The 25,516-nt window shown below is 45.3% G+C and carries 21 protein-coding genes; 14 read left to right on the plus strand and 7 right to left on the minus strand.

What is annotated here, in order from left to right; genetic code table 11:
• Nucleotides 1-7 precede the first annotated feature (7 nt).
• On the plus strand, nucleotides 8-1,468 hold the full coding sequence (locus AB1K91_RS15340) for an aldehyde dehydrogenase family protein (protein WP_413091035.1): 1,461 nt from the start codon (nucleotides 8-10) through the stop codon (nucleotides 1,466-1,468).
• A 40-nt stretch (nucleotides 1,469-1,508) separates the two neighbouring features.
• Here the strand turns inward: AB1K91_RS15340 and AB1K91_RS15345 are convergent, their stop codons facing one another.
• The 5 genes from AB1K91_RS15345 to AB1K91_RS15365 form a co-directional block, all read right to left on the minus strand.
• Complete coding sequence (locus tag AB1K91_RS15345) at nucleotides 1,509-1,985, minus strand: cupin domain-containing protein (RefSeq protein ID WP_093728102.1); 477 nt, start codon at nucleotides 1,983-1,985, stop codon at nucleotides 1,509-1,511.
• A gap of 115 nt (nucleotides 1,986-2,100) precedes the next feature.
• Nucleotides 2,101-3,984 (minus strand): rhamnogalacturonan lyase, encoded by a 1,884-nt coding sequence (locus AB1K91_RS15350; RefSeq protein WP_489686337.1) that lies wholly within the window; start codon nucleotides 3,982-3,984, stop codon nucleotides 2,101-2,103.
• Between the two features lie 207 nt (nucleotides 3,985-4,191).
• Entirely contained in the window at nucleotides 4,192-5,544 is a 1,353-nt protein-coding gene (locus tag AB1K91_RS15355; protein WP_413091037.1) for a M20/M25/M40 family metallo-hydrolase, read from the minus strand.
• 18 nt (nucleotides 5,545-5,562) lie between these two features.
• Entirely contained in the window at nucleotides 5,563-6,777 is a 1,215-nt protein-coding gene (locus AB1K91_RS15360) for a hypothetical protein (RefSeq protein WP_413091039.1), read from the minus strand.
• Between the two features lie 475 nt (nucleotides 6,778-7,252).
• Complete coding sequence (locus AB1K91_RS15365; RefSeq protein WP_413091040.1) at nucleotides 7,253-8,188, minus strand: LysR family transcriptional regulator; 936 nt, start codon at nucleotides 8,186-8,188, stop codon at nucleotides 7,253-7,255.
• Between the two features lie 180 nt (nucleotides 8,189-8,368).
• On the opposite strand from AB1K91_RS15365, the gene AB1K91_RS15370 reads away from it, so the two are divergent.
• The 4 genes from AB1K91_RS15370 (at nucleotide 8,369) to AB1K91_RS15385 (ending at nucleotide 11,342) form a co-directional block, all read left to right on the plus strand.
• Nucleotides 8,369-9,271, plus strand: a complete 903-nt coding sequence (locus AB1K91_RS15370) for an RluA family pseudouridine synthase (protein WP_413091041.1) — start codon at nucleotides 8,369-8,371, stop codon at nucleotides 9,269-9,271.
• Between the two features lie 132 nt (nucleotides 9,272-9,403).
• Nucleotides 9,404-9,739 (plus strand): PadR family transcriptional regulator, encoded by a 336-nt coding sequence (locus tag AB1K91_RS15375; RefSeq protein WP_413091042.1) that lies wholly within the window; start codon nucleotides 9,404-9,406, stop codon nucleotides 9,737-9,739.
• Nucleotides 9,736-10,266 carry a DUF2812 domain-containing protein gene (locus AB1K91_RS15380; protein ID WP_413091044.1) on the plus strand — a complete coding sequence of 177 codons (531 nt, stop codon included), beginning with the start codon at nucleotides 9,736-9,738 and terminating at the stop codon, nucleotides 10,264-10,266. The genes AB1K91_RS15375 and AB1K91_RS15380 overlap by 4 nt, the downstream gene beginning before the upstream one ends.
• Nucleotides 10,266-11,342 (plus strand): zinc metalloprotease, encoded by a 1,077-nt coding sequence (locus AB1K91_RS15385; protein WP_413091046.1) that lies wholly within the window; start codon nucleotides 10,266-10,268, stop codon nucleotides 11,340-11,342. Before AB1K91_RS15380 ends, AB1K91_RS15385 begins: the two co-directional genes overlap by 1 nt.
• Before the next feature lie 37 nt (nucleotides 11,343-11,379).
• On the opposite strand, the gene AB1K91_RS15390 is transcribed toward AB1K91_RS15385, so the two are convergent.
• Nucleotides 11,380-14,919, minus strand: coding sequence for an alpha-L-rhamnosidase (locus AB1K91_RS15390; protein WP_413091048.1), 3,540 nt, complete (start codon nucleotides 14,917-14,919; stop codon nucleotides 11,380-11,382).
• A 321-nt stretch (nucleotides 14,920-15,240) separates the two neighbouring features.
• On the opposite strand from AB1K91_RS15390, the gene AB1K91_RS15395 reads away from it, so the two are divergent.
• The 8 genes from AB1K91_RS15395 (at nucleotide 15,241) to AB1K91_RS15430 (ending at nucleotide 23,806) form a co-directional block, all read left to right on the plus strand.
• Nucleotides 15,241-16,419, plus strand: coding sequence for a M20 metallopeptidase family protein (locus AB1K91_RS15395; RefSeq protein ID WP_413091050.1), 1,179 nt, complete (start codon nucleotides 15,241-15,243; stop codon nucleotides 16,417-16,419).
• A 76-nt stretch (nucleotides 16,420-16,495) separates the two neighbouring features.
• Nucleotides 16,496-17,152 (plus strand): polyprenyl diphosphate synthase, encoded by a 657-nt coding sequence (uppS, locus tag AB1K91_RS15400; RefSeq protein ID WP_413091051.1) that lies wholly within the window; start codon nucleotides 16,496-16,498, stop codon nucleotides 17,150-17,152.
• Between the two features lie 181 nt (nucleotides 17,153-17,333).
• Nucleotides 17,334-18,515 carry a M20 metallopeptidase family protein gene (locus tag AB1K91_RS15405; RefSeq protein WP_413091053.1) on the plus strand — a complete coding sequence of 394 codons (1,182 nt, stop codon included), beginning with the start codon at nucleotides 17,334-17,336 and terminating at the stop codon, nucleotides 18,513-18,515.
• A gap of 12 nt (nucleotides 18,516-18,527) precedes the next feature.
• On the plus strand, nucleotides 18,528-19,706 hold the full coding sequence (locus tag AB1K91_RS15410) for a hypothetical protein (RefSeq protein ID WP_413091055.1): 1,179 nt from the start codon (nucleotides 18,528-18,530) through the stop codon (nucleotides 19,704-19,706).
• Nucleotides 19,707-19,714: 8 nt separating this feature from the next.
• Nucleotides 19,715-20,971 (plus strand): metal-dependent hydrolase family protein, encoded by a 1,257-nt coding sequence (locus AB1K91_RS15415; protein ID WP_413091073.1) that lies wholly within the window; start codon nucleotides 19,715-19,717, stop codon nucleotides 20,969-20,971.
• A gap of 146 nt (nucleotides 20,972-21,117) precedes the next feature.
• Entirely contained in the window at nucleotides 21,118-22,773 is a 1,656-nt protein-coding gene (locus tag AB1K91_RS15420) for an SLC13 family permease (RefSeq protein ID WP_413091057.1), read from the plus strand.
• A 50-nt stretch (nucleotides 22,774-22,823) separates the two neighbouring features.
• Nucleotides 22,824-23,360 (plus strand): Rossmann-fold NAD(P)-binding domain-containing protein, encoded by a 537-nt coding sequence (locus AB1K91_RS15425; protein ID WP_413091058.1) that lies wholly within the window; start codon nucleotides 22,824-22,826, stop codon nucleotides 23,358-23,360.
• A 134-nt stretch (nucleotides 23,361-23,494) separates the two neighbouring features.
• On the plus strand, nucleotides 23,495-23,806 hold the full coding sequence (locus AB1K91_RS15430) for a carboxymuconolactone decarboxylase family protein (RefSeq protein WP_413091059.1): 312 nt from the start codon (nucleotides 23,495-23,497) through the stop codon (nucleotides 23,804-23,806).
• A gap of 31 nt (nucleotides 23,807-23,837) precedes the next feature.
• Here AB1K91_RS15430 and corA read toward each other — a convergent pair whose 3' ends face one another.
• Nucleotides 23,838-24,794 (minus strand): magnesium/cobalt transporter CorA, encoded by a 957-nt coding sequence (corA, locus tag AB1K91_RS15435; protein ID WP_413091061.1) that lies wholly within the window; start codon nucleotides 24,792-24,794, stop codon nucleotides 23,838-23,840.
• Nucleotides 24,795-25,074: 280 nt separating this feature from the next.
• Between corA and AB1K91_RS15440 the strand changes: the two genes are divergently transcribed.
• Complete coding sequence (locus AB1K91_RS15440; protein WP_413091063.1) at nucleotides 25,075-25,425, plus strand: IDEAL domain-containing protein; 351 nt, start codon at nucleotides 25,075-25,077, stop codon at nucleotides 25,423-25,425.
• Nucleotides 25,426-25,516: the final 91 nt, after the last annotated feature.

Here is a 25,516-nt window from a genome sequence, read left to right on the forward strand (position 1 = left end):
GACCGGCATGGAGAATTTCAAGCACTTGAACAGTCAATATATCAACGGAGAATGGCGAGAAGGTCAGAGCAGTGTGAAAATGGAGAATCGCAATCCATTTGACGGTGAACTAATCGCTCTTTACCAAGCTGCGAATTTGGATGACTTGAACGAAGCGTATGAGGCATCGGCGCGTGTTCAAAAGGAATGGGCAAAAACCAATCCGGTGGCACAACGCGCTGTCTTTGAAAAAGCGGTTGCGTATCTCGAAGCCAATCACGAAGCTTTCGTTGCGACTATCATAGAAGAAATCGGCGGTACTAGACTAAAAGCTGAATTCGAAATCGGTCTTGTAACGAATATCATCAAGGAAGCATCCACATTTCCATTCCGCATGAATGGTCAGATTTTGCCGTCCCCGATCGATGGCAAGGAAAACCGTGTCTATCGTGTGCCTGTAGGTGTGGTGGGTGTTATCAGCCCATTCAACTTCCCATTCTTCCTTTCCATGAAATCTGTTGCGACTGCATTGGCAGCTGGCAATGGTGTTGTATTGAAACCGCATGAGCATACAGCTATCACTGGCGGTACGATGATTGCGAAGCTTTTCGAGGAAGCTGGTATTCCGAAGGGCTTGCTGAATGTCATCGTGACAGAAATCAGTGAAATCGGCGATAATTTCGTAGAGCATCCGATCCCGCGTGCTGTTTCCTTCACAGGATCTACAAAAGTCGGTAAACATATCGGAATGGTAGCCGGTAAGAATTTGAAAGAAGCGCATCTGGAGCTTGGCGGTAACAGTGCATTGGTCGTTTTGGAGGATGCAGATATGGAACTTGCAGTTAGTGCAGCTGTATTCAGCCGTTTCACACACCAAGGTCAAATCTGTATGTCTGCCAATCGTCTGATTGTGCACGAAGATGTGTATGATGAATTCGTTGAAAAGTATTTGGCGAAGGTTTCCACGCTTACTTGCGGTGATCCAAAAGATCCAAGCACAATCATCGGACCGCTTATCAATGAACAGCAAGTAAAAACGACTGTAGCGTTGATTGAAAAAGGTATCGAAGAAGGTGCAACGCCGCTAATCAAAGGTAAAGTGGAAGGCAACATTGTCGAACCAGTAGTCTTCGGCGATGTGACACCAGATATGACACTTGCAAACGAAGAGCTGTTTGCGCCAGTCGTTAGTATTTTGAAAGTGAAAAGCGATGAAGAAGTGTTAGCTTATGCAAATAACAGTGATTATGGCTTGAGCGGCGCAATCCATACGAGAGACGTGGAGCGCGGAGCTGAGCTTGCGAAGCAAATGGATACAGGTATGATCCACATCAACGATGGTACGATCAATGATGAACCTACTGTCGCATTTGGCGGCGTGAAGAATTCCGGCCTTGGCCGTCTGAACGGCGAGTGGAGCCTTGATGCATTCACAACGACAAAATGGATCAGCATCCAGCACGATCGCAGACAATATCCATATAGCTAATAGCAGAAGACCCCCAGCTTGGAAGGCAGGGGGTCTTTTGCTATTCTGCAGCCATGGCATCTTGTTTCGTTCGATGGACTGTTCCAAATGGATGCTCAGGCGGTGCATAAATGCTGTATAGTTTCAAAGGGGTATGACCAGTATTTATAATGTTGTGCCATGTTCCTGCAGGCACAATGATGGCAAAATCATCTTGGACATATTGCTGATAATGTAAGTTGTCTTTCCTAGGGCCCATTTGTACTAGCCCCCGTCCGGATTCTATGCGAAGGAATTGATCGACATTCGGATGCCTTTCCAATCCGATATCTTCTCCTGGGCGTATACTCATCAATGTCACTTGAAGATGTGTTCCTGTCCATATAGTGGTCCGGAAGAAATGATTATTTTCGGTAACTTGTTCGATATCAACAACATATGGTGAATTTCCGTGATCATGTGTTGGCTGCTGCCACTGATAATTACGCCAATCGTTTGGAATGTGATGCCAGTGGTTGTGAGGATTTCTATCATACATTTTTTATTCTCCTTTGATGCTGTTATATCTTATCCTATGCAGTTGCCTACTGCGGGTTCAAATTAGAAAAGCAAAATGAAAGAGTACAGGAGTTTTACCTGTACTCTGAAAAAGATCATTTAGCCTTTATCACGTCGATTCGTGGCATATCTGGCTGCTCCATATCGTTTCCCAAGAAATAACTTGTATGAGGAGGCTGGTTATAGGCTACATTCTGCCAAGCAACTCCTAAACGGTAGACAGGATCGTGCATTAAAGTAGGAAGTTTTTCTTCGGTTAGATCTGTTGTTGTATAAAGGACAAGAGCGCTGCTATCTTCTGTGCGCCAGATGGCTTCCTCGCGCCAGTCGCCGATCAAATCAGCCTGGAGAGCAGGGTTTCCTTTGGTTCCGTTGTTAGAGTAAGTTCCTTCTGCATCAAGTAATGTATCCATTTTTTCTGTTTCTGGGTTCCATTTTCCGATCACGCCAGTGCCAGTCTGGATGCTTTCATCGAAAGTATGATCAAGGATTTCACGAGTCAAGTCGCCGTCCCACCAGATAGCAAAGTTTGCAGGAGGGATATTCGTGGATATTTCCTCCCCTGAAGCAGCGTAAAGTCCGCCTGTCGGGCTGTTCCATGCGCCGTCAATTGCCCACATCTCGGCTCCTGGATAGCGGGGATCGATGTCAGATGCAAGTCCGCGCCCTACATCCATATTTGTCGGGACGCCCCAGATTAGTTCTCCTGTCCGAGCATCGCGGAATTCGATACCAGCTTCATTCGGATACGGTTCATGGACTTGGAAAACCTCAAGCCCTGGACGATTAGGATCTAAATCGCTAAGGTGCATCGCATCTCCGTGACCAAGACCAGTCGAATAAAGACCAGTGCCATCATCGTCCAATGCCATGGCACCATAGATGATTTCGTCCTTGCCGTCTTCGTCCACGTCACCGATACTCAAATTATGATTACCCTGCTGTGCATAGGCTTCATTTCCTGGTGTTTCACTATTGAACATCCATTGCTTTTTCAATTTGCCGTCTTTATAGGTATATGCTGCAATTACCGTTTTTTCATAATAGCCTCTTGCCTCAATGATACTCGGTGTTTTGCCATCCAGATATGCGACTCCGGCAAGGAAGCGGTCGCCTCGGTTTCCGTAGCAGTCACCCCAATCACAAATATCGCCGCGGGCTGGTTCGTAATCGATTGTTTGTTTGATTTTACCTGTGTTGCCTTCGAATACGGTCAAATATTCTGGTCCTTCGAGTATATAGCCTGATGCGTTGCGGTAATCTGCATCTGCATCGCCGATGACTTTTCCTTTTGCATCTTTTGTTCCGTCAGCAGTTTTGACGACGAGCTCAGATTTTCCGTTACCATCAAAATCATAAACGAGCATTTGTGTGTAATGGGCGCCTGCGCGGATATTAGGCCCAAGATCAATTCGCCATTTATGCGTCCCATCCATTTCATAAGCATCGATTAGAACATTGCCTGTGTAGCCGGAGCGGGAATTATCCTGTGCATTGGAGGGATCCCATTTCAAAATGATTTCCCATTCCCCGTCACCATCCAGATCGCCGACGCTGGCATCATTGGCAGCATAGGTATAGGACTTCCCATCCGGTGTTTTGCCATCAGCTGGCTTTTGGAGAGGGATATGCAGCTGATTGTCCTGCCACACTTTTATATTATCTTGATCTACGCCTTTCCCGATAGCTTCCACACGGTAGACACTATTGGTAGTCCCATCTGTGTCAAGGAAATTTGTGCTATGCTTCACGGGTTTACGAGTAATTTTCTTCCCATCCCGGTAAACATGGAAAGAAGTTTTTTTCGTATCATTCCCAAGGAATCTCCAGCTGAGGAAAACGCCGTCCTCTGTTTTTATGGCGACAGCCCCACGGTCCAAATACTCCATTTGACGTTTAGGTAGTTTCTTGGCGTCAGCAGAGAAGGGGATTGCGAATGTCAGAAGCAGGACGAGCAGGAAAAGCAGACATTTTTTCATATGATCATTCCTCTCCTTTTTATTGAAGCGTTTTCATGATATTGCAGGAGGGAAGGTCAAATCTTATTAGACGAGGCAGTGGGTTCTCAAATATGGTTGTAAATATCTTAAAAGAGGCTACGTAAACTATAAAAACAAAAACCGAACGTACGCGAATCCTGCTTGAAGGATTCGCGTACGTTCGGCTAAGTTGAATCCAATTGATTGTTATTTATAATTCCCTAAAGTATGGATCACATGGGCTGTGCAATGGATGCCGTTCAGGAAATAGTCCACCTCCAAGTTCTCGTTTGGCGAATGATTATGCTGATCGAAGTTCGCATAGGGTACGATGACAGATGGCAGGCCCAGGATTTTTGTCCACACATAATCCGGAAGGGAACCGCCCATGCTCGGCTGGATGAGCGGATTTGTTTCATAAGCTGCCTCGACAGCGCTGATGACCTTCTGAATGATAGGAAGTTCAGCCTTGGTGCGGGATGGCTGCATACTGCCCAGATATGTAACTTCAATATCTGGTGCATAGGTCTGGACGTGGTTTTTGATTTTTTCAAAAATGTCTTGAGGATCTTGATCGACGACAAGACGAATATCCATTTTGAGTCTGGCTGTGGAAGGGATGATCGTTTTTGTTCCTTCTCCTGTGTAGCCGCTTTCCATACCAAAGATATTGAAGGTAGGTTCACCGGTCATCTTCTGATAATAGGAGGGACCATCCAGAGTTAGTGCTGGATAGCCAATCTTTTCCCCTAGTGTCTTTTGATCGTAAGGCAGTTTTGTGAGCAGCTGTTCTTCGTAGGCCGTAAATGGACGGATGCTGTCATAAAAGCCTTCAATTTTTACATGTCCGTCAGCATCACGCATCGTTTGCATAAGTTCGATCAGTTTCCAGGCCGGATTAGGTACGATATTGCCTGTATTGCCGGAATGGTTATCCCGATCAGCCCCTTTGGCATCGAATTGAATCGATAGCATGCCGCGTACTCCAAGCAATACGAGCGGGGAAGAGCTGTTGTGGGATGGACCATCGGACGTGTAGACAAGATCGGCCTTGAGCAAATCCTTATGTTCCTTCACAAATGCTGCCAGATTGGTACTTCCTTTTTCTTCCTCTCCCTCGAAGACGAATTTGATATTGATCGGCAGCTCACCAGCTGTCTCCTGATAGCTTTTTACGCCAAAGAGCTGTGCCATCAGCTGCCCCTTATTATCGCCGACACCACGGGCATAAATTTTCCCGTTGCGGATCTCTGGTTCGAATGGCGGGGAATCCCACGCTTCATAAGGCTCTGGTGGCTGGACATCATAATGGCCATAAATGAGCAAAGTAAAAGCTTCAGGGTCTTTGATCAGTTCACCATAGACAACAGGATGGCCGGCGGTTGGGATGATCTTTGTCTCGATTCTGAGCTCCTCCATCATACCCTTCAAAAGTTCTGCGCATTCTTCGATGCCATCATCCTGCGTACTGATGCTGCGCTGTCTGAGCAAGGTGAAAAGCTGATCCAGGAAATCTTGCTTATTTGTTTGGATATAGTCTTTTATTGCAATCGTGTCCATCGAATTCTCCTTTGTTTCTTAATTAAGTGTACCAATCAATACGGTGGCAATCAGAATCGAACAAGTCGTCACGGTTGTAAATCCACCCATAAGCATCGGTGTCACTATCTCATTCATGATTGCTTCCCGTTCTTCTTCTGTATCCCCGACTTCACGGCTGATTTCTTCACAAAGGATATAATCCGCAGGGAATCCGAAAAGCGCAGTCAATGCAACCGGCATACCAAGATACTTGCCAACGCCCAAGAGCTTGGAAGCCAATAGTCCACCCAATGTCACACCTGCGGTACCAAGCACACAGATTAACAGGATCTCCGGGATATAGCTGGCCAAAGCAGCCGGTGTCACATCATCCATGGAAGAGATGACGATGAAGATCACGGCGATCATGGCCAGGCCGGTTGCATTTGCTTTTTCCATTGTTTTTGCTGGATAGAAGCCGATATAAGCGCCGATGACCCCTATGATCAGACAGAAAATAGTGTAGTTGATACCGGTGAGGGCATCAAGGATGATGGCGATACCACTGCCTAAATAAAGCTGGAGGATGAAGATAAGGGATGTCTGATATTTTTCGGGTAAAAGCAGTTTTCGTTCATTCTGCGCTTTGACCACGGTATTGGACCGTTCTTCTACGGCTGCTTCTTTTTCCAAAGCAGCACCGGTTTGGAGACGTGCCTGTACTTGCTGCTTCACCATGATGGCATGTTTTTTCAGGAAAAAGGAAGCAAGCGGGATACCGAATAGTTTATGAATGCTTAATACCAATGCAGGGATGATCACAAGGCTGGCTAATCCCAGTTCAGTCAGTCTTTCACTTGTCACAAGATAAGCCACAATCCCGCCGACTACTGGACCAGCTCCCGCGACTGCAGTTTCATAATCAAAAAATATCGGAACGACTGCCAATACAAGTGCTACTGCAGTAATCGAACCAATCAAAGCAATCAGGATTGGTTTTAGCTGCCCTTTAATCAAGGAGAAAGGCACCACTGTACCTAGGTGCACGACAAATGGAGCCACAATAAGCGAACCTAACGCGGTGATGACAGAATCAGACATAAGCCCAGTCGGTATGATTCCGGTCCAAAGGAGTGCAACATAAAGCAGCAAAGCAGCCAGCAGCATAGGGATGCGGGCTTTTGTCCAAATGGAGATTAGTTCTCCCAAACCTAAAACAGCAATCAATAATAAGGTAATCATGACGGGGTTGCTACTTACCTCACTCCACATCTACATCCTCCTCCAGTTTCTATGTAAGAATATTATTAAAAACTAAACTATATTCAGAAAATTGTCAACATACTAATCAATTAGTGGTATCTTTTGTTCGTTATTCCAAATGTTTTGTATCGGCTGCCATTCTTTCAGTCGATTGTTGATGCTCCGGCTTTTTCCGTCTGGCTGCAAATATGACCGGTTGTTGTGAACTTTTACAAGAAGTGCTTATGATTGAAGGCGTTTGAAGCTCAGATTACGAGGAGGGAGGAGTTCATGCAGGCTGTATTTGACCATTTTTTCGTGAAGCTCGCTCAGTCGATGCAAATCATCGATTATGCCTGTTTGCAGACAGCAGATAAGTGAGTGTAAGGATCGGTATATGCCATGCGGAGTGTGCCAAGCGGGTGGAGGACTTTATGAAGCAAAGCGCAGGGGCCTAAGTAGAACTAGTCAAAAGAAAGAGCCAAGCGAGACATTCGCTTAGCTCTTATTCCTTGTACATGACTTGGACGAAGCGTTTAAGTTCATTCGTCAACCCGCTGATTGCATCCTGGAATCGGTCGTTTGCCTGATATTCAAGAGCTACCGAAGCTGTTAGATCCAAGTCGTCTATGGGCATGATGGCGATGTTGGACATTCTTTGCTCACTCATATGGTAAAGGATGGAGCGCGGTAGGGCTGTATATCCATAGCCGCTCTCGATAAATGAAAACATATTCTGTACATCATCAACCATCTGATATTCTTTGGCCTGCAATAAGCCTAAAAGGGAGCTGATCTTTTCCAGATTATTCGTCAATGCTGCGTGCTCGAAGACAATCAATTTCTTATCTAACTTATTTGCATTTACGATTTTACCATCGAGAATCGGTGCATCCTCCTTATGACAAAGGATGACAAATTCATCTTGAAGCAGCGGTTCACAGAGAAATGGAGTCTTTGCCAAATTCTCATAATGAATGGAGAACTGAATGCTGCCATATTCCAATAATTTTTTCAAAACGTTCGTCGGTCTCGTTATGAATTTGAAAGGAATGTGGGGAAAGTTTTCCCGCATGTAGGGGATGATGATGTGGTTGAATACCGGTGCCAACCAAATATTGATGCCGATCCTGAATTCATCTTTACCGGCATTGATTTTGCTGAGCAGCTGATAACTTATTTTGTTATCCCCTGTGAGTGCAAATGACGCATCTTGCAGCTCCCCGAGCAGTTCAATTGCATAAGGAAGGAAAAAGTAGCCTTCTTCTGTCAACTCGATACCATCCCAGCTGCGAGTCAACAAGACGAAGTCAAGTTCTTCTTCCAGTTTCCGTATCCGTGTACTTAATGTAGGCTGTGTAATATGCAAGGCTTTTGATGCTTTGGAAATACTTTTATTGGAGACTACTGCTAGAAATGACTCCAATCCGTCAATATTCATGTTCCTTCACTCCTGCCGTTCTATACTTGTCCATCTTATATTTTTTTACACAAAATGTATAGGAATCTTTGAAAAATTCCTTTATCTAGAAGGGCAGAGCTTGTATTTCCAATCGAGAACACTTAAGATGAAAGGATGCACTAATGGCGCCATCACGAATGGTACAGAAAGGATCCAAATATGAAAAATAAACGTCCGCGCTCTCGAGGTTTCCGACCTGCGAAGCCGAAAGTATATAAAGTAACAGAGGCAGAAGAGCTATTACCTTTCTTATTGAAAGTTGTCGGCAAGAGCCGAAATTCAGTCAAATCCATTTTGGCTCGCGGTCAGGTGTCCATTGATGGCCGGGTTTCCACGCAATTCAACGACAAGCTGAAGCCAGGTCAGGAAGTGGCCATACGGACAGATATGGTAACAGAAGCAGCACCGCTTCAAGGCATTACGATCATGTATGAAGATGATACGATCATCGTTATCGAGAAGGCTTCCGGTCTGTTGTCAATCGCTACCGATAATGAAAAAGCGAATACAGCTTACCGCCAATTATCTGATTATGTAAAAGCGCAGCATAGTGATAATAAGATTTTTGTCGTCCATCGGCTGGATCGCGATACATCCGGTGTCATGGTATTCGCCCGATCAGAGAAAATTAAACAAAGAATGCAGGAATCGTGGAAAACAACGAAGGAACGAGCGTATGTTGCCCTCGTGGAAGGTGATGTTTCCAAGTCAGAAGGAACCATTACTTCTTGGCTGAAGGAAACTAGTACGCATAAGATGTATTCAAGCAAATACGAAAACGACGGATTGAAGGCAGTGACGCATTACCAGGTACTCCAGGGGAACAAAGATTTTACGCTGATGGAAATAAGCCTGGAAACAGGACGGAAAAACCAGATTCGCGTTCATATGTCAGATATCGGGCATCCGATAGCGGGAGACAAAAAGTACGGAGCGCAGGATCGTACCATTAAACGTCTTTGCCTGCATGCTCGCAAGCTGAATTTTGAACATCCTGTCAATGGCATGCCGCTTAGGTTCGTATCCGATATTCCGAAACTATTCACATCTAAATCAAGGTGATTTGAAAAAGCAGAGCAAACGTTGCTCTGCTTTTTTCTATAGAAAAAATTTATACCTATTGTCAGCAACTTCCATACACAGTACTATATCCATAAGTGATATATCAAAAACGGATATAAAGGAGAATTGATTATGGCGAAAGGAAAGTCGTTGGATGAACTGACGGATCCCGTTTTTTACATCCTGGTTGCATTAGTGGAGCCAAGGCATGGATACGCCATCATGCAATATGTAGAAGAAGAAACGGATGGAATGTTTAAGATTGGTCCTGCCACGCTGTACACCATCATCAAGAAATTGGTGGATGCTGACTTGATTGAAGCTGAACCAGACAGCGAGCCGCGGCGGAAAACTTATGTAACAACAGCAGCTGGTATTTCTAAGCTAGAAGAGGAAATCAAAAGGCGGAGCAGAATGGTCGACTTGGCGAAAGAAGTTTTACAGACGAAAGGGAGGAAGGGACGATGAGACAAACAAAGTATGTAAGTTCAGGCGGACTGGCCTTTTCGGAGAAAAAGGATATGAAAAAACTTGCCAAGCAAGCAGCAAAAGGTTGGCATCTGCAGGATTTTGCATTTATGGGTTATCGGCTAGTGCGCGGTGAACCGAAGCAAGTGCAATACATGATTGATTATCGTACTTTGGATGAAGCAGAAGAACAAGAGTACTTGGAAATGTTCGAGTTTTCTGGCTGGACATTGGTCTGTAGCTCATATGGAATGTACATCTTCGAGGCTTCTCCAGAAGCAGCGCCCATTTATACCGATGCAGATACCAAGCAGGATAAATTAAAGCGAGCAGCGACTTTCATTCCAAAAATGGCTTTGGTAACAACCATTTTGACTCTTATTGGTTTCTTGATCGTCCGCGTAACAGATAGCTGGATAGCCTCGATTGTTTGCTTACTGCTGTTCATCTTGGCTGTGTTGAGTTTGATGATGACAGCAGCCTTTTATTATCGTTCCATCAAGCTGATGAGAAAGGGGAAAGACTGATGCATAGAAGACCGTTGTTCGGATTTGTTTTAGCAGTGTTTGTGTTTACGGGTGTGTATTTCTTCCTGCCGAATTTGCAGTCGGAAGTCATCACATATGCACAGCTTGCTACGGCAGGCTTCTTGGCAATCGCGCTGCATGAGCTTGGTCATGTTATCGGCGGGAAGCTGATGGGAATGGATTTTGGGTACGTTGTTGCAGGGCCATTTCATATTGAAAAAGGAAGGAAAGGCATAAGATTGCGTGAAAATCGTAATTGGGGGCTCATCGGCGGGGTCGCCTTAATGCTTCCGGCTCAAGGTCATACGGAAGATAGACTTCGGAAGGACTTGTCAGTCATGACTATCAGCGGTCCAATCATGAGTAGTAGTCTTGGGGTTTTATTCCTGGCAATGTGGCATTTTAGCAATATTGAATTCTTTGCATTTTGCAGCCTGTTACATGGGGCAATTCTGGTAGTCACCATTTTGCCGCTGCCGAATGGTGATTTTCAGACAGACGGCTCAGCTTTCTATCGATTAATCAGACAAACAGAAGCTGGGAAACGTCAGATTCAATCAGCCAAGCTGATGGCCGAAATGTATGGATCGAAGCGTCCTGCGTTTTGGTCGTCCACCCTATATGAGCAGTGTAAAAAGAAAATGGCGAAAGCGGCGGAGCTTAAAGATGTATTTATAGAGTCTATGTTCGTCTTTTACGTGGAGGCAGATAGAGATGGAATAAAGCCAGCGATAGAGCGTCAATTCAATCACTTCCGGATAGAATCCGATAAGAGGATGGCTGTCTATCACGGCCCCTTCCTGGAATGGCGAATGCTTGCCGATGCCTTAAGCGGGACGTTGGATGATAAGGCACTGTACAAGAATGCTGAAGGAGTAACGATCTTCAGCGAGGGTACATACAGCCGAATGCAAGCAATGCTGGCTTGGACCAGACAGGATATAGACAAAGCATTGGCTTACAGCAAAGAAGCTTTTTCCCCTTATGCGAAATTGAATGGATTCGGGGTTTTGGAGCGTGAATGGACAAGGATGCTTGCTACCCGAATCCGAACATCAGCTAAAACGATTGCTTAAATGAAGAAGGCTCCCGGCGAGGGAGCCTTTCTTTTAGTTATGGCAGAATCGATGTGAATGTAAAACTACCGGACTCTGCTTCAAAGGTAACTTCTCCATTTTTATGTTCTCTAAAAGTGATTCCGATTGCTTTTTGGATTGGCTTACCGTTGATCCGAACTGATTTCGTATTTTTTGCCGGGATTGTAATGGTAGCTGTCGTATTGGAAGGGATGACAGCATCGTAGCTGAATGTTTGATCGTCTACTTTCCAGCTGCTCTCGATACGGCCATACATGGAATCCACATGTCCCTTCGCCCATGTCATTACCCGATCCGGATCTGGCGTCGGTTCAAGCAAGAAGTGCTTGAAGCCAGGGTTATCGGGATCACGTTTGATTCCCAGGGATTCCTTGTACATCCATGCCCCAACAGCTCCGAACGAATAGTGATTGAAAGAATTCATGCTGTTATTGCCGCCGAAACCGTCCTCTTCCGTATAGGAGTTGAGGCGTTCCCAAATTGTCGTTGCACCGTTTTCAACCGAATACAGCCAAGAAGGGTACGATGTCTGTTGCAATAAGCGGTAGGCTATATCATCATGAGCATGATCAGAAAGCGCTTGGCTGATTGCTGCGGTTCCAATGAAACCAGTCATTAAGGAGTACTCTGGGCGCTCCTTACCCAAATCATCTATGTTCTTCCTTTGGACGGCGGCCACTAGGTGGTCAGCTGCAGCTTCTGCATTTGTTTCATCCAATACGTTCAGGGCCAGTGGTACGGCATAGGATGCTTGACTGTCTGAAATAGATCCATCGGATTTCAATGTCTTTTTCGTTTCCGGATCAATGAACTTATCATTGAAGAACTGTTTACGCTCTTCATATCGTTTCCAATAATGAGCAGCATCATCGTCATGTCCAAGGATCTCAGCTGTTTTTGCCATGATCTCCAGATCATGGACATGGTACGCAGCCCATAGGAAAACATTCTCCGTCTTACTGTTTTCAGGACTGAGCCAGTCACCTAAAGGACCTTCGTTTATCAAACCTGTTGTCGGATTAACTTTCGTATCGAGATAATCGACATACTGCTTCATGGATGCATAGTGTTCGTGCAGGACAGTTCCGTCTCCGTATTGCTGATAAGCTTGCCACGGTACGGTCAATCCGGCACTCCCCCAAAGTATGCCGCCAAAGCCAGGGCCGATTGGTGTTACATCGGAATAGCGCCCGTCATCACGCTGCAGGTCACGGTTGGCTAGATTATGCCTGCGCAGGAACTGGTTTACGTTATCCATATAAGTAGCTGTTTCCGAGAAGACGGAAATATCGCCATTCCATCCCATCCGTTCATTTCGGGCCGGTGTATCTGTCGGAATGGAGAGGAAATTTCCTCTCATGCTCCAAGTTATATTTTCCCACAGCTTATTCACGGTTGGATTGGACGTCTCGTAGCTCGAATCCAAATCATGAATGGAGCTGATCACCAAGCCTTTCACATCCTTGAGGGCGGGTGCCTTTTCCACCCCGGTGATTTCGATATAGCGATACCCATGGAAAGTGAAACGAGGCTGAATCGTCTGGTTACCCTTTTTCGTTAGGTAAGTGTCTTGCACCAGCGCAGCACGCAAATTTTCCTGCATGAGCATACCGGTATTTTCACCGGAGTCTTCGCTGTCTGGATATAGCATTTCCGCGTAACGAAGGGTGATTTGTTCATTCGCTTTCTGCTTTTTCAGTTTGATTTGCGGGACACCAACCATGCTCTGGCCCATATCATAAACATACACGCCCGGCCGGACTTCTTCCATGCTTTGTGCTGTCAATGTTTCGACAATCCGGGCATTTTCGCCGATTTGTCCCGTAATCTGCAAATCACTATAATCCAAATTTCCAGCTGTCGTCGTTTCATCCAACGGAACTTCGACAGCCTGTTTCCAATTCTTTGGCTGGAAGTTAGCCTTACTCCAATTCTTCATTTCTTTATTCGCATCATAGACTTCACCTTGGAAGAAGCTGCCGTAGACGAGTGGTCCATCTGTTGTATACTCCCACTCGGGGTTCGTCGCGATGGTGTCTGTCGTGCCATCTTCATAGGTAATGACGAGCTTTGCCAACAGGGAATTGCGATCACCGAAGTAGTTCCAGTTTTCTGTAGTAAATGTGCTGGCGCCGCTCCACCATCCTTCTCCGAGCATAGCTCCTAAGGCATTGGCTTTACCGGATTTAAGTTGATTTGTCACATCATAGGTTTGGTACATTTGCGTTTTGTTGTATTGCGTCAAGCCTGGATTGAAATAATCATCCCCGACGCGTTCCCCGTTCAAATAGAGTTCATATATCCCTCTGGCTGTCGCATAAAGTCTTGCATCTTGTATTTTTTTCTTTTTGTCTGTTTTGAACTCGGTCCTAAAATAAGGCGTTGAATGGGCGCTTGGATCTGCAACGACGAAGACACCTTTTTTGCCCCCTGATACGCTGTAAGAACCGGATTTGACAGTTACTCCTTTCGCCTTCGCAAATATACCTTTATAATTCTTCGTTTCTGTATTTTCTTCAAATAGCGTATTTGATGGTTTGCGATAGTTCGTGACTTTTAAATTGCTAAAGCTAGCTCGATCCTTCTTGTCGACTGAAAATCCAATTTCGGACAGCATTGGGAAAGCGATGTAGTTGCCGCCTGAGCCGACGGGGTTCACATTGTAGCCATTATCAGGAGTTATTTGATTATCTCCATCTATGAAGATATGGAAAATACCTGAATTTCCCCAAAGTGAAATGTCATGAGGTTGATACTTATTCGTGTGATCGATCAAATCTCGCGGAATGACCAGTTCCGTAAGTGGTTTGTCGGGATCATCTTCCGGTTCGTAACCGGAACGAAAGATTGCCAGCTTTGCATTTCCGCTGTTTTTCTTAATATCGGAAACGTCTAGCTGAAACTTAACATAGCTTTCATTGTGATCATTTTCCAGGTTGTACAAGTTTTTATTTTTATCCATTAATCTGGGGTCATTTGCACCGAGTATGAAGCTGGCTTTCTCAGTATCTGTTTTCTTATCAAGCTGGAGGCTATAATGCACTTTGTAAACATTGAAGTAATGTGCCTGAAGGACAAGATCTTCTGCTTCGGTTCCAATCCATTCAGCGCCATCCCACGCAGAAATGTCGGTATTCATCAGTCCGGTTTCAAACCAGCTTGCAGCAGTAGACTTTTTGCCGGCTTCGTTCCAGACAGAGACTGACCATTCGTACCGAGTCGTAGGTTTGAGTTCTGTGCCGGCATATTGGATGGCGACCGACTTATCAGAATGCTGTTTTTTGGTATTCCAAACGGTTTTTCCATCGGGGTCCTTTATGACAATCTGGTAAGCTTTTTGTTTAGCTCCTTGATGTTGAGCTTCCATTTGCCAGCTGAAAGTAGGATTTGGATTATCCAGTCCGAGCGGAGTCGAACTGAAATCGGTCAATAGATTGATAACTTTCGATTTCTGATTTTTTGCATGTGCTGGACTGGAAGCAAAGGGAAAAAGCGAGGATAATACAAGAAACAGAGAGGTTACCAGCACAATACGACGAAAAAGCCGAGTTCGCATACGATTCCTCCTTTATGATGGTTGATTGTACTACCCTAAAAGCCGTCCTTTCTGTGCATATATATAGACAGCTTTAGCTGTATGCACCTGTGTGTTAGCGCTTACATCGATATTGATTTTACCTTATTCATCAACAGAAATAGAGGGGTTATTCCTCGGATTAGGGGGAGATTCATAAGAAGTTTGTGAGGTTAATAATGGAAAAAATCTAGGCGGCAGTACTCGATCATTTGTCTCTTGTAGCGTGACTCTATGATTTATACAATTAAATAATTCACTTGAGTTAAATAAAAGAGAGCGATTAATTGAGGGAGGATCATAATGAGGACGAAAGACTTTATGTTGAAAGTCACTGAATTGCACAAACAACATCTATTAGAGTGGAGAAGACATCTGCATGCAAATCCGGAGCTTTCTTTCCAGGAGGAGCGTACATCTCAATTTGTCTACGATACGTTGGCATCTTTTGGAAACCTGGAGTTGAGCAGGCCGACAAAAACGAGTGTCATGGCGAAGCTGAAGGGAGCGAAGCCTGGTAAAGTGATCGGCTTCCGTGCAGATATGGATGCATTGCCGATACAGGAGGAAACAGACTTGCCTTTCGCTTCAAAAGTCGAAGGTGTGATGCACGCCTGTGGCCATGATGCCCATACTGCAATCCTGCTTACTGTGGCAGAGATTCTGAGTGCCAAGCAGCAAGAACTATGCGGAGAAATACGCTTCTTTTTCCAGCACGCAGAAGAATTATTCCCAGGCGGTGCCAAGGAAATGGTGGAAGCTGGTGTCACTGACGGTGTGGAGATGGTATTTGGGCAGCATGTGGCATCACAGTTGCCACAAGGTAAGGTTGGTGTCATCTATGGACCAGCAACGTCCAATTCGGATCAGTTCCAATTAACAGTAAAGGGAAAAGGTGGACATTCCTCACAGCCTGACAAGACAGTGGATCCAGTTATCATCAGTGCTCAGATCATTACCAATCTGCAAACAATCGTGTCGCGGATGACTAGTCCGAAAGAAGAGCTGGTCGTCTCCATCACCACGCTGCATGCTGGTGACGCAGTGAATGTCATACCGAATGAAGTACGTATTGGAGCATCCGTGCGTTCGCTTACCCAAGATGTACGGAAAAATGCGATGACTGCATTGGAACGTATGGTGAAAGGCATAACTGAAGCCAATGGAGCTGCATATGAACTTGAAATTACGTACGGATATGATTCTGTTATCAATGATGAAGGTGCTACTGCAATAGCAGAGCGGGCCCTCAAGCGAAAACTGGGAGATGACGCAGTTCTTCGTGGCAGTGCAATCATGGGAGGAGAAGACTTTGCTGCCTTTGCTAATGCCGTCCCTGGCTGCTTTGTCTTTATCGGTGCCAAGGAAAAAGATAATCCGTCTCCTGCCCCCCACCATCATCCGCAATTCCGAATTGAGGAAGATGCGATGCAGGATGGTGTCCAATTCTTTCTTGGTGTTGCAGAAGAGCTTGTTTTTTAAAGGGGAGTCATTGTACTCCTCTTTTTGTTTACAATTTTTGCGACATATTCTAAGCTACAAAGCAGGAGGGGATGGCATGAACAGGATACCGAAGCACGTGGCAATCATGATGGATGGAAATGGAAGATGGGCGACAGAGCAGGGAAAACCTCGCAGTGCTGGACATTATGCCGGAATGCTTGCAGTGAGAAGGACTATCGAAGCGGCAATCCAGCTAGGTATACAAAATCTGACGTTATATGCTTTCTCATCAGAGAACTGGAAGCGCCCGAAACAGGAAGTGGATTATATCATGCGTTTGCCTGGCATTTTTTATAACACAGAGATGAAAGCACTCAAAAAAGCAGGGGTCAGGGTAGAGTTTTTCGGAAATCTGCAAGCATTACCGCCGAAGACCTTGACGGTGGTAAAGAAAACGATGGAGGAAACGATACATAACCGAACATTGATTCTTCGGATTGCGCTCAACTACGGAAGCAAGGATGAGATTGTTAATGGAATTAAAGAAATGATTCAATCAAGTAGCCAAAGAATACAGGAATATGAACAACTGCGGCAGTTTTTCTGGACGAAAGAGATGCCAGATGTGGACGTACTGATCCGGACAAGCGGGGAACAGCGTCTCAGCAACTTCCTGCTGTTGCAAGCAGCCAATGCAAAATTAGTGTTCATTAAAGCGTATTGGCCGGACTTCGAGGGAGATATGCTGTCAGAAGCTATTACAATTCAATGATCTTTTGTTATCCATTTCTGACATAAAAACATTTTATAGCTTGTTTCAACCTTCGCATTTATAAAGAGTTGGTGAATGAATACACAGTTTAGGGGTTTTAAGGGGAAAGCAGGAGTGCTATTATAGTTAGCATAAAATTTTCTGAAATATTTTATTATTCAATTTCCAAAGGAGAGATCTTATGCTAACGAAACAGACCAAAATTGAATTGTCCAATGAACAGGTTGAAGAAATTGTCAGCTGGAGGAGATATCTGCATCAGCATCCGGAGTTGTCGTTTCAGGAATATAAGACATCTGCTTTCCTTTATGAAACATTAAGCACTTTCCCCAACTTGGAAGTGACTAGACCTACAGAAACAAGTGTGATGGCAGTTCTCAAGGGAGCGCATCCGGGGAAGACGATCGGATTCCGGGCTGATATGGATGCATTGCCGATCCAGGAAGAAACCGGTCTACCTTTTGCATCCGAAAACGAGGGTGTCATGCACGCATGCGGACATGACGGACATACAGCTATATTGCTTGGTGTCGCCAAAGCTTTAAGTGCCCAGCAAGAGAAGATTCATGGCGAGATTCGCTTCTTCTTCCAGCACGCTGAAGAGCTGCTGCCGGGGGGTGCCAGGGAAATGGTTGCGGCTGGCGTGACAGAAGGATTGGACTATGTGTTCGGTTTGCATCTATCTTCTCTTACACCATTAGGTCAGCTGATGATCACACCGGGAGCGGCTACTTCCAATTCGGACATGTTCCACGTCACGATCAAAGGAAAAGGTGGTCATTCCTCACAGCCGGAGAATACAATTGATCCGGTCGTTACGAGTGCGCAGATTATCACTAGCCTGCAGACGGTTGTTTCACGTATCACCAGCCCAAAGGATGAATTGGTCGTATCTGTCACGACATTACAAGCAGGGGATGCGGTCAATGTCATCCCGGAAGAGGTGAAAATCGGAGCTTCTGTCCGTTCCTTCAGTCAGGATGTACGGAAACGGGCAGTCGAGGCAATCGAACAGATCATCAAAGGCGTTTCTGCAGCGAATGGCTGTCAGTACGAATTGAATTATACGTATGGCTACGACTCGGTTGTCAATGAAACGGAAGCAACGGCCATTGCATTTGAAGCTATCCGAAGGAGATTGGGCGATGGGGCAGCTGTTGAAGGAGAGGCAATCATGGGAGGCGAAGATTTCTCAGCTTTTTCAAACGTTGTACCTGGCTGCTTTGTGTTCGTCGGTGCTTGCTCCCCTGATAACCAGTCGCCGGCGCCGCATCATCATCCAAAATTCCTTATCGACGAAGCGGCTTTGGCCGATGGGGCAAATATGTTCCTAGCCATTGCTGAAGACTTGGTATTGGAATAGGAGGGTGCTCTCATGAGTGCTGTAACAGCGACGCTGATCATCTTGGCGATCATCGCTTTGGGGGAAGTTTTTTCGATTATTTCCCGGGCAAAGATTCCGACATTGCTGGTGGTAGTGGTAGTATTCTTTACCTTATTGCAAATCGGTGTGCTGCCGAAAGACATACTGGCAGCCTCCACTTTTACAGTGGTCGGGGCTGTTCTGCAGCCGGCCATCCTCGTGCATATGGGAACGCTGATTCCTTTGAAAGTAATGAAACAGCAATATAAAGCCGTTATCATCACATTGATTGGAATCACTATCTCCTGTGTCCTGATGCTCGCTGCAGTTCCGATCTTTTTTGATTATGAAACAGCTGTCGCTGGGGCAGGACCGCTCACCGGCGGTATCATTGCCTATCTTGTTACAGCAGAAGGTCTACAGGCACAGGGTCTGACAGCTTTGGTTGCGATTCCTGCCATCATCCTTTCTTTGCAGCAGTTGATAGGAATGCCATTAAGTTCTTGGATGCTGCGCCGCCACGGTTTGAAGCTTCTACAGGATATGGACGAAAACAAGGCTTATGTAGCTGCGACAGTAGCAGATGGCGAAGTGGATGAGGAAGAACCAGCCAAACGAAAAAGCTTGTTCCCTGAAAAATTGATGGAAAGCCACTTTTTCGTTCTATTTCTGATCTTCATCGGTTCTGCTTTAGCTGTCTGGCTGGGTGGACTTACTGGAATCAGTTACAGTCTATTCGGTTTGGCACTCGGGATCATCGGCTCTGCCATCGGGTTCTTCCCGGAAAAAGCTTTGGAGCGTTCCAATGGTTTTAGTATTGCAATGGTCGGATTGATCTTTGTCGTGATGGAATCACTTGTTGATGTGACAGTAGCGGATATACTCGCGGTATTGCCAGCTGTTTCGGCTATTTTGGTCATCGGTACCATTGGCTTGCTGGTAGGTGGATTCATTGGTTCCAAGCTATTCAAGTGGGACTGCAACAAAGGGATACCAGTCGTGCTGACGGCGATGTATGGTTTCCCTGGGGACTATTTGATCACCCAGGAAGTGAGCAGGAGTGTCGGCAGGAATAAGGAAGAAGAAGCAATGATTTTGAATCAGCTGCTGCCGCCGATGCTTATGGGCGGATTTGCTTCGGTTTCCATCGGTTCGGTGGTCATAGCAAGTATTCTTGTACAAACACTTTAAGGAGGATGATCATGGACACGCTTATTCGCAACGGTGTCGTCATTGATGGAACTGGAGAAATAATAAAGGATGCTGTCATTGCAGTCAAAGGAGACCGTATCGCCGCCATCGGGCCTGCTTCCGATTTCATCGGGATCGATGCCAAGGAAGTCATCGATGTTCAAGGCAGTTATATCCTGCCTGGTTTGATCGATACGCATGTGCATATGATGATGGAAATCAAGGATGTGCGCGAAACACTGGTTACACCTTTTTCAATGAGATTCTATGAAGCACAGGCGTATATGAAACGAACACTGGATGCTGGCATTACAACAGTAAGAGATGCCGGCTATGCAGACCTAGGTGTCAAGCAGGCCATCGAAACAGGTCTTATCAACGGTCCACGCATGCAAATCAGTGTCAATCCGCTTACGATCACAGGAGGCCATGGAGATAATTGGATGGTGTCCGATATGGATTTGACTGACAAAGCCTATCCTGGCTTTCCATCAGGTATTTGTGATGGGCCGGAGCAGGTTCGGCAAAAGGTTCGGGAAATGCTGCGTGCAGGTGCCGATATCATTAAAGTGCATGCGACAGGCGGCGTCATGAGTCCGACGGATCATCCGGAATTCACTCAATTCTCCATGGAAGAACTGCGCATTATCGTGGAAGAAGCTTCCTATCGCAAAGGACGAAAAGTGATGGCACATGCCCAAGGTGCTGAAGGAGTGAAACAAGCGGTACGGGCAGGTATCCACTCCATCGAGCATGGTATTTTCCTGGACGACGAAGCAATCGAGCTGATGCTTGAGCATGGGACATATCTTGTTCCGACGCTGCTTGCTCCTGTCAGTGTCGTGGAAGCAAGTGAGGCAAATGAAAGTATGCCTGCCTATGCAGTCGACAAAGCGAAAGAAGTGATGGAAATCCATCAGCGCAGCGTAGCAAAGGCATATGAGGCAGGTGTCAAAATTGCAATGGGTACTGATGCGGGTGTGATGGCTCATGGTACGAATCTCCGTGAATTGGCGCTCTTGTGTGATATCGGCATGAGTCCAATGGAGTCGATTTTGGCATCTACCAAGGCAGCTGCGGAATGCTTAGGCTGGGAAGAGAAAATTGGTACAATAGCCGAAGGGAAATTAGCAGACTTCGTTATTGTTAAAGAAAACCCTTTGGAAAATATAGCTTCGCTTGCTGATACGGATAATATCCTTATGGTCATCCAGGGAGGGAAGCTAAAAAAGCAGCTTTCCATCGAAGCGGGAATTCCAAGTTAACTAGTAAGGAGGACAGCGGGCAAATGCCTGCTGTTTTTTTGTACAAATATTTGACAGAACAACCCAGAGTCTAATAGGCTTATCATGTAATCATCTGTATTTGCTTACATCACTATGTAAGCGCTTAAATAAAAGGAGGCGATTGGATGAAATCTAGTATGTTATCCGTTTGGAATGGTCTATGGAATATCCATGACAAGACAAAGAAATTATTGCTATTTGCTGTACCTACTTCGAAAAACACAACACAAACTAATACCCTGGAGCAGTCTGGCACTTCCAACAAAGCACCTCGAACGTATAAACGCCCTCAGTTGATTGGATTATTTTTAGGTCCTCTCTTGTTTCTGTCTGTCATTTTGTTTTATTACCCCGAAGGTCTGAGTTACGAAGGACGCATGGTATTGGCCACTACTTTATGGGTAGCGACATGGTGGATCACAGAAGCGATTCCCATTCCGGCAACTAGTTTATTGCCGCTCATTCTTCTTCCAGTGACGCAAGGACTGGATGGAGATACAGCAGCCTCAAGCTATGGCGATCCAATCGTTTTCCTTTTTCTTGGTGGATTCCTGATTGCCATGGCAATGGAGAAATGGAATCTGCATAAACGAATTGCACTGAATATCATCAGTGTCGTCGGAACGAGTACATCCCGTATCGTACTTGGGTTCATGATCGCGACCGGCTTCCTTTCGATGTGGGTTTCCAACACGGCGGCAGTCATGATGATGCTGCCGATAGGGACGGCTATCATCTATCAAGCTAGTCAAGCTGCAAAAGCCAGCAAACAGGAAATTGGGGAAGATAATCGGAAATTCGAGAAATCGCTGGTCTTCGCCATCGGTTATGCTGGTACAATCGGCGGGCTTGGAACGCTGATCGGAACACCTCCGAATATTATCCTGGCAGCGATGGCAAGCAGCTTGTTCGGGATGGAAATCTCCTTTGGGGGCTGGATGCTGATTGCGGTACCAATTGTAGTAATTCTCTTGTTTTCGTCATGGATTTATCTTACTAAGGTTGTCTTCCGGATCAAGATGAAGGAGCTGCCAGGTGGAAAAGACCTCATACTTAAACAAAAACAAGATCTCGGTAAAATGTCCTTCGAGGAAAAAGCCGTTCTTACTGTATTCACTTTCGCTGCTTTTATGTGGGTAAGCCGCACTTTCCTTTGGGAAGCGGATGCAGTGCTTGAGATTATCGCTATACCTGGTATAAGTGATACATTCATCGCGGTATTGGCAGGGGTATTATTATTCTTGATACCAAGTGTAAATAAAAAGGGACAGAGAATTCTTGATTGGGACGTTTCCAAAGAACTGCCATGGGGGGTGCTGCTTCTATTCGGCGGCGGGCTTGCAATCGCAGCTGGATTCACTAGTTCCGGGCTTTCACAATGGATCGGAGACCAACTGACGATCTTGGAAGGTATGAATATCCTCTTGATCATCATCATTTCAACGACACTAGTATTGTTCTTGACGGAGATTACATCCAATACAGCAACTGCCACGATGATTCTGCCAGTGATGGCATCATTGGCATTGGCTTTGGATGTTCATCCATATGCGATCATGGTTCCGGCAGCGATGGCCGCCAACTGCGCTTTCATGCTGCCGGTTGGAACGCCACCGAATGCTATCATATTTGCATCTGGTAAAATAACGATAGCGGAAATGGTGAAGATAGGCTTTATTTTGAATATCTTCACTCTTATACTTCTCATACTGGGTGTCTTTGCACTGGTCGGACCACTGTGGGGACTCGATTTGAATGTGTATCCTGAGTCATGGAAATAAAATAATTGGAGTCTGTCAACGGCAGGCTCTTAACTTTTAAAGGAGAACTTATGGCACATTTATTGGTTATTGGGGGAACGGGCATGCTCCAGGCAGCTGTTCTCAATTGGAACGAGGAGGGCCATGAAGTAACCATGATTGCCCGAACAAAAGAAAGCCTGCTGCGTGTAGTCAAACGAGCTGTCCATCCTGATTGTATACATATGATACAGACAGATTATCATCAGCTGGATAGTTTCCAAAACCAGCTTGAAAATCTTTCGGCTCCAGATATTATTGTCAGCTGGATTCATAGCAGCGGCAAGGAAGCAATACAAGCCATGTGTGACCTTTATGGTACATTACAAAAACCAATATCATTTTTTCATATAAAAGGAAGTAAAGCCCATGATCCTCGACACAACTATATTCCTAAATTTGCAGAAAATATTGATTATCACGAAGTCATTCTTGGTTTCCGGATCACGGAAGATATTTCGAGATGGCTGACGAATCAGGAAATTGCAGATGGAGTAATACAAGCCGTCAAGCATCCGCAACCCCGCTGTATTGTCGGGACAGTCTGGCCATGGAGCGCCAGACCATAAATTCGATTTCCCTTTAGACAAAATTGATTTTTTTCTTATAAAGAGTTCATAAGTGAGTGGATTCTACCGATAATAGAATTGTGCAACTAGGAAAATAGATCTAGATTTGCTCAAGTATAAGCGGAGGGTCCCCCATGAAGGAAGCGAAAAATCAAGGTTGGGCGTTGGTGGCCAAGCTGATGAAGGAAGAAGAGAACCTTGCTGCTGACAGTGGAGAGAAGGAATCTATCGGGCTGAACGGTAGGTTCCTGGCATTGCTCAATATCGCTGTTTTTGTAACGAACGGAGATGAGCGTGCCCTTCGGCAGCAATTCGAAGTGGCTCTCCTATCCGGCATCTCTGTCCAAGAGATAATGGAGACAATCCAACATTGTGCAATATTGAATGGGTTCCCGCCTTCGTTAAAAGCTATGTCGTTACTAAAAGAGGTAGTGGACGACCAATAAGGAATGCGTGCAGACTATCTGCACGCATTTCTTATTTGAATATATTGAACCATCCCTTGCGTTTGAAGTGCCATAGCATCACCAATGCAATGATTGCCATCAATAGTATCGCTGCAAGATAACCGTATTTCCAGTGAAGCTCTGGCATATATGCGAAATTCATTCCATATACACCGGCGATGAAAGTGAGTGGAATGAAAATAGTCGAGACAATCGTCAATGTCATCATGATGGCATTCATTCGATTGGAATTGATCGACTCGTAACTATCCCGCATATCCGATGTAAGTTCCCGGTTGGAATCAACGATCTCCGTAAGTTTCAGCAGATGATCATAAATATCATTGAAATAAGCCCTTTGTTCCTGGACGAAGTCGAGTTTCTGTATACTGAGCAACCGGTAGATCAGATCCCGCATTGGTGCAATCGTTCGACGGGCCCTTAGCAGGTCACTTCGTATATCAAATACCTCATTTATCATTGTTTGCGGTGATTTGTGACTCTCCTCATCCTCAATTTCATTCAGTCGATCCTCCATCTTATATAGAGGGGGGAAGTAATCATCTACCAACTTATCAATTAAATGATAAACGATTTTCGAGGGCGTATTTTCTGCAGGTCCTTCGCACATCACTCGTTGCCATACATGGTCTGCCGCCATTGATTCCTCCAAGTGGAAGGTGACGACGTAGTGATCGGAAAGGAAAATATCCAACTCATCCGAGACGAACGTCTCATGGTTCAGTTCATGGAGGACAAGGAATTGATAGCCATCATATTCATCGAGCTTAGGCCGCTGAAGGAAATGAAAGCAGTCCTCGATTGCCAATGGGTGAAAGTGAAAAATCTCGCCAAGTTTATTCGATTCTGTATCCGTCGGTACGCTGAAATCAACCCAATACCATTCTATATCCGGACTATTCAATTCCTGATACGACAGATCTTTAAGTATTTTTTTGTCACGTGTTACCGCTATGCTGCGTATCATGGTACAACCTCCTGCAATATATAGCCACATTATAACGTATTCGGAGGAAGAGAGAAAACGGCAAGCCGTTGGATTAAAGAAAAGGGCTACGGGGTATAAAATGAATAGACAGCCATTAGTTGTAACAGTTGTAAAAGTGCTGAAGGGACATTTATCTGAATATTTTAAAACTTTGTATGCAAAAGTATTGCGCTTTTGCGGTGAATCTTTTATAGTAATCAACAACCTACAACAATCACCATTGCTTAGCCAGCCGGTTAAGCTGAAGGAGGACAATGTTATGTCTGATAATCAAAGCTTTGTAACTGTTGGTGACTGGGTAACAGGACATTCGATAAATGATGAATTATTCACTGGCTTCGTCGAAGCGGTGAATGCGAAACTGAATACGGTGAAAGTATACGTTACAGAAAGTGATCATAAAAATACGGTCGGCAAAACGATCGAAACCTTCCAGAGCAAGATTAAATATTTTCCGCCAAGCGTAGAGCCGAGCAAGGCACATCTTTTGAACCTTATCGATTTATCCCTTATTTCGGGGGATAAGGACTGGTTCTTACAGTTGACAGAAGATTTGAAGGAACTGGATGAATTGGAATCAGAGTCCAGCACGGCGTATATACCGAATTGAACAGACCGAGCGTAAATGATGTGCACCCTAAAAGTTAGAGTCAATATTAGATAGCCTGTTGGCTGGTGTGGAGCCGGTATTGTACCGGACT

This window comes from Terribacillus jepli (assembly GCF_047228925.1).
In the GTDB taxonomy this organism is placed as follows: Bacteria; Bacillota; Bacilli; order Bacillales; family Amphibacillaceae; genus Terribacillus.

Coding starts and splice junctions, on each gene's coding strand:
- AB1K91_RS15355 (WP_413091037.1), bottom strand. CDS start 5,544: ATGGACACGATTGCAATAAAAGACTATATCCAAACAAATAAGCAAGAT.
- uppS (WP_413091051.1), top strand. CDS start 16,496: ATGAACAGGATACCGAAGCACGTGGCAATCATGATGGATGGAAATGGA.
- AB1K91_RS15345 (WP_093728102.1), bottom strand. CDS start 1,985: ATGTATGATAGAAATCCTCACAACCACTGGCATCACATTCCAAACGAT.
- AB1K91_RS15340 (WP_413091035.1), top strand. CDS start 8: ATGGAGAATTTCAAGCACTTGAACAGTCAATATATCAACGGAGAATGG.
- AB1K91_RS15440 (WP_413091063.1), top strand. CDS start 25,075: ATGTCTGATAATCAAAGCTTTGTAACTGTTGGTGACTGGGTAACAGGA.
- AB1K91_RS15420 (WP_413091057.1), top strand. CDS start 21,118: ATGAAATCTAGTATGTTATCCGTTTGGAATGGTCTATGGAATATCCAT.
- AB1K91_RS15410 (WP_413091055.1), top strand. CDS start 18,528: ATGAGTGCTGTAACAGCGACGCTGATCATCTTGGCGATCATCGCTTTG.
- AB1K91_RS15370 (WP_413091041.1), top strand. CDS start 8,369: ATGAAAAATAAACGTCCGCGCTCTCGAGGTTTCCGACCTGCGAAGCCG.
- AB1K91_RS15350 (WP_489686337.1), bottom strand. CDS start 3,984: ATGAAAAAATGTCTGCTTTTCCTGCTCGTCCTGCTTCTGACATTCGCA.
- AB1K91_RS15430 (WP_413091059.1), top strand. CDS start 23,495: ATGAAGGAAGCGAAAAATCAAGGTTGGGCGTTGGTGGCCAAGCTGATG.
- AB1K91_RS15425 (WP_413091058.1), top strand. CDS start 22,824: ATGGCACATTTATTGGTTATTGGGGGAACGGGCATGCTCCAGGCAGCT.
- AB1K91_RS15390 (WP_413091048.1), bottom strand. CDS start 14,919: ATGCGAACTCGGCTTTTTCGTCGTATTGTGCTGGTAACCTCTCTGTTT.
- AB1K91_RS15395 (WP_413091050.1), top strand. CDS start 15,241: ATGAGGACGAAAGACTTTATGTTGAAAGTCACTGAATTGCACAAACAA.
- AB1K91_RS15385 (WP_413091046.1), top strand. CDS start 10,266: ATGCATAGAAGACCGTTGTTCGGATTTGTTTTAGCAGTGTTTGTGTTT.
- AB1K91_RS15380 (WP_413091044.1), top strand. CDS start 9,736: ATGAGACAAACAAAGTATGTAAGTTCAGGCGGACTGGCCTTTTCGGAG.
- corA (WP_413091061.1), bottom strand. CDS start 24,794: ATGATACGCAGCATAGCGGTAACACGTGACAAAAAAATACTTAAAGAT.
- AB1K91_RS15405 (WP_413091053.1), top strand. CDS start 17,334: ATGCTAACGAAACAGACCAAAATTGAATTGTCCAATGAACAGGTTGAA.
- AB1K91_RS15360 (WP_413091039.1), bottom strand. CDS start 6,777: ATGTGGAGTGAGGTAAGTAGCAACCCCGTCATGATTACCTTATTATTG.
- AB1K91_RS15365 (WP_413091040.1), bottom strand. CDS start 8,188: ATGAATATTGACGGATTGGAGTCATTTCTAGCAGTAGTCTCCAATAAA.
- AB1K91_RS15375 (WP_413091042.1), top strand. CDS start 9,404: ATGGCGAAAGGAAAGTCGTTGGATGAACTGACGGATCCCGTTTTTTAC.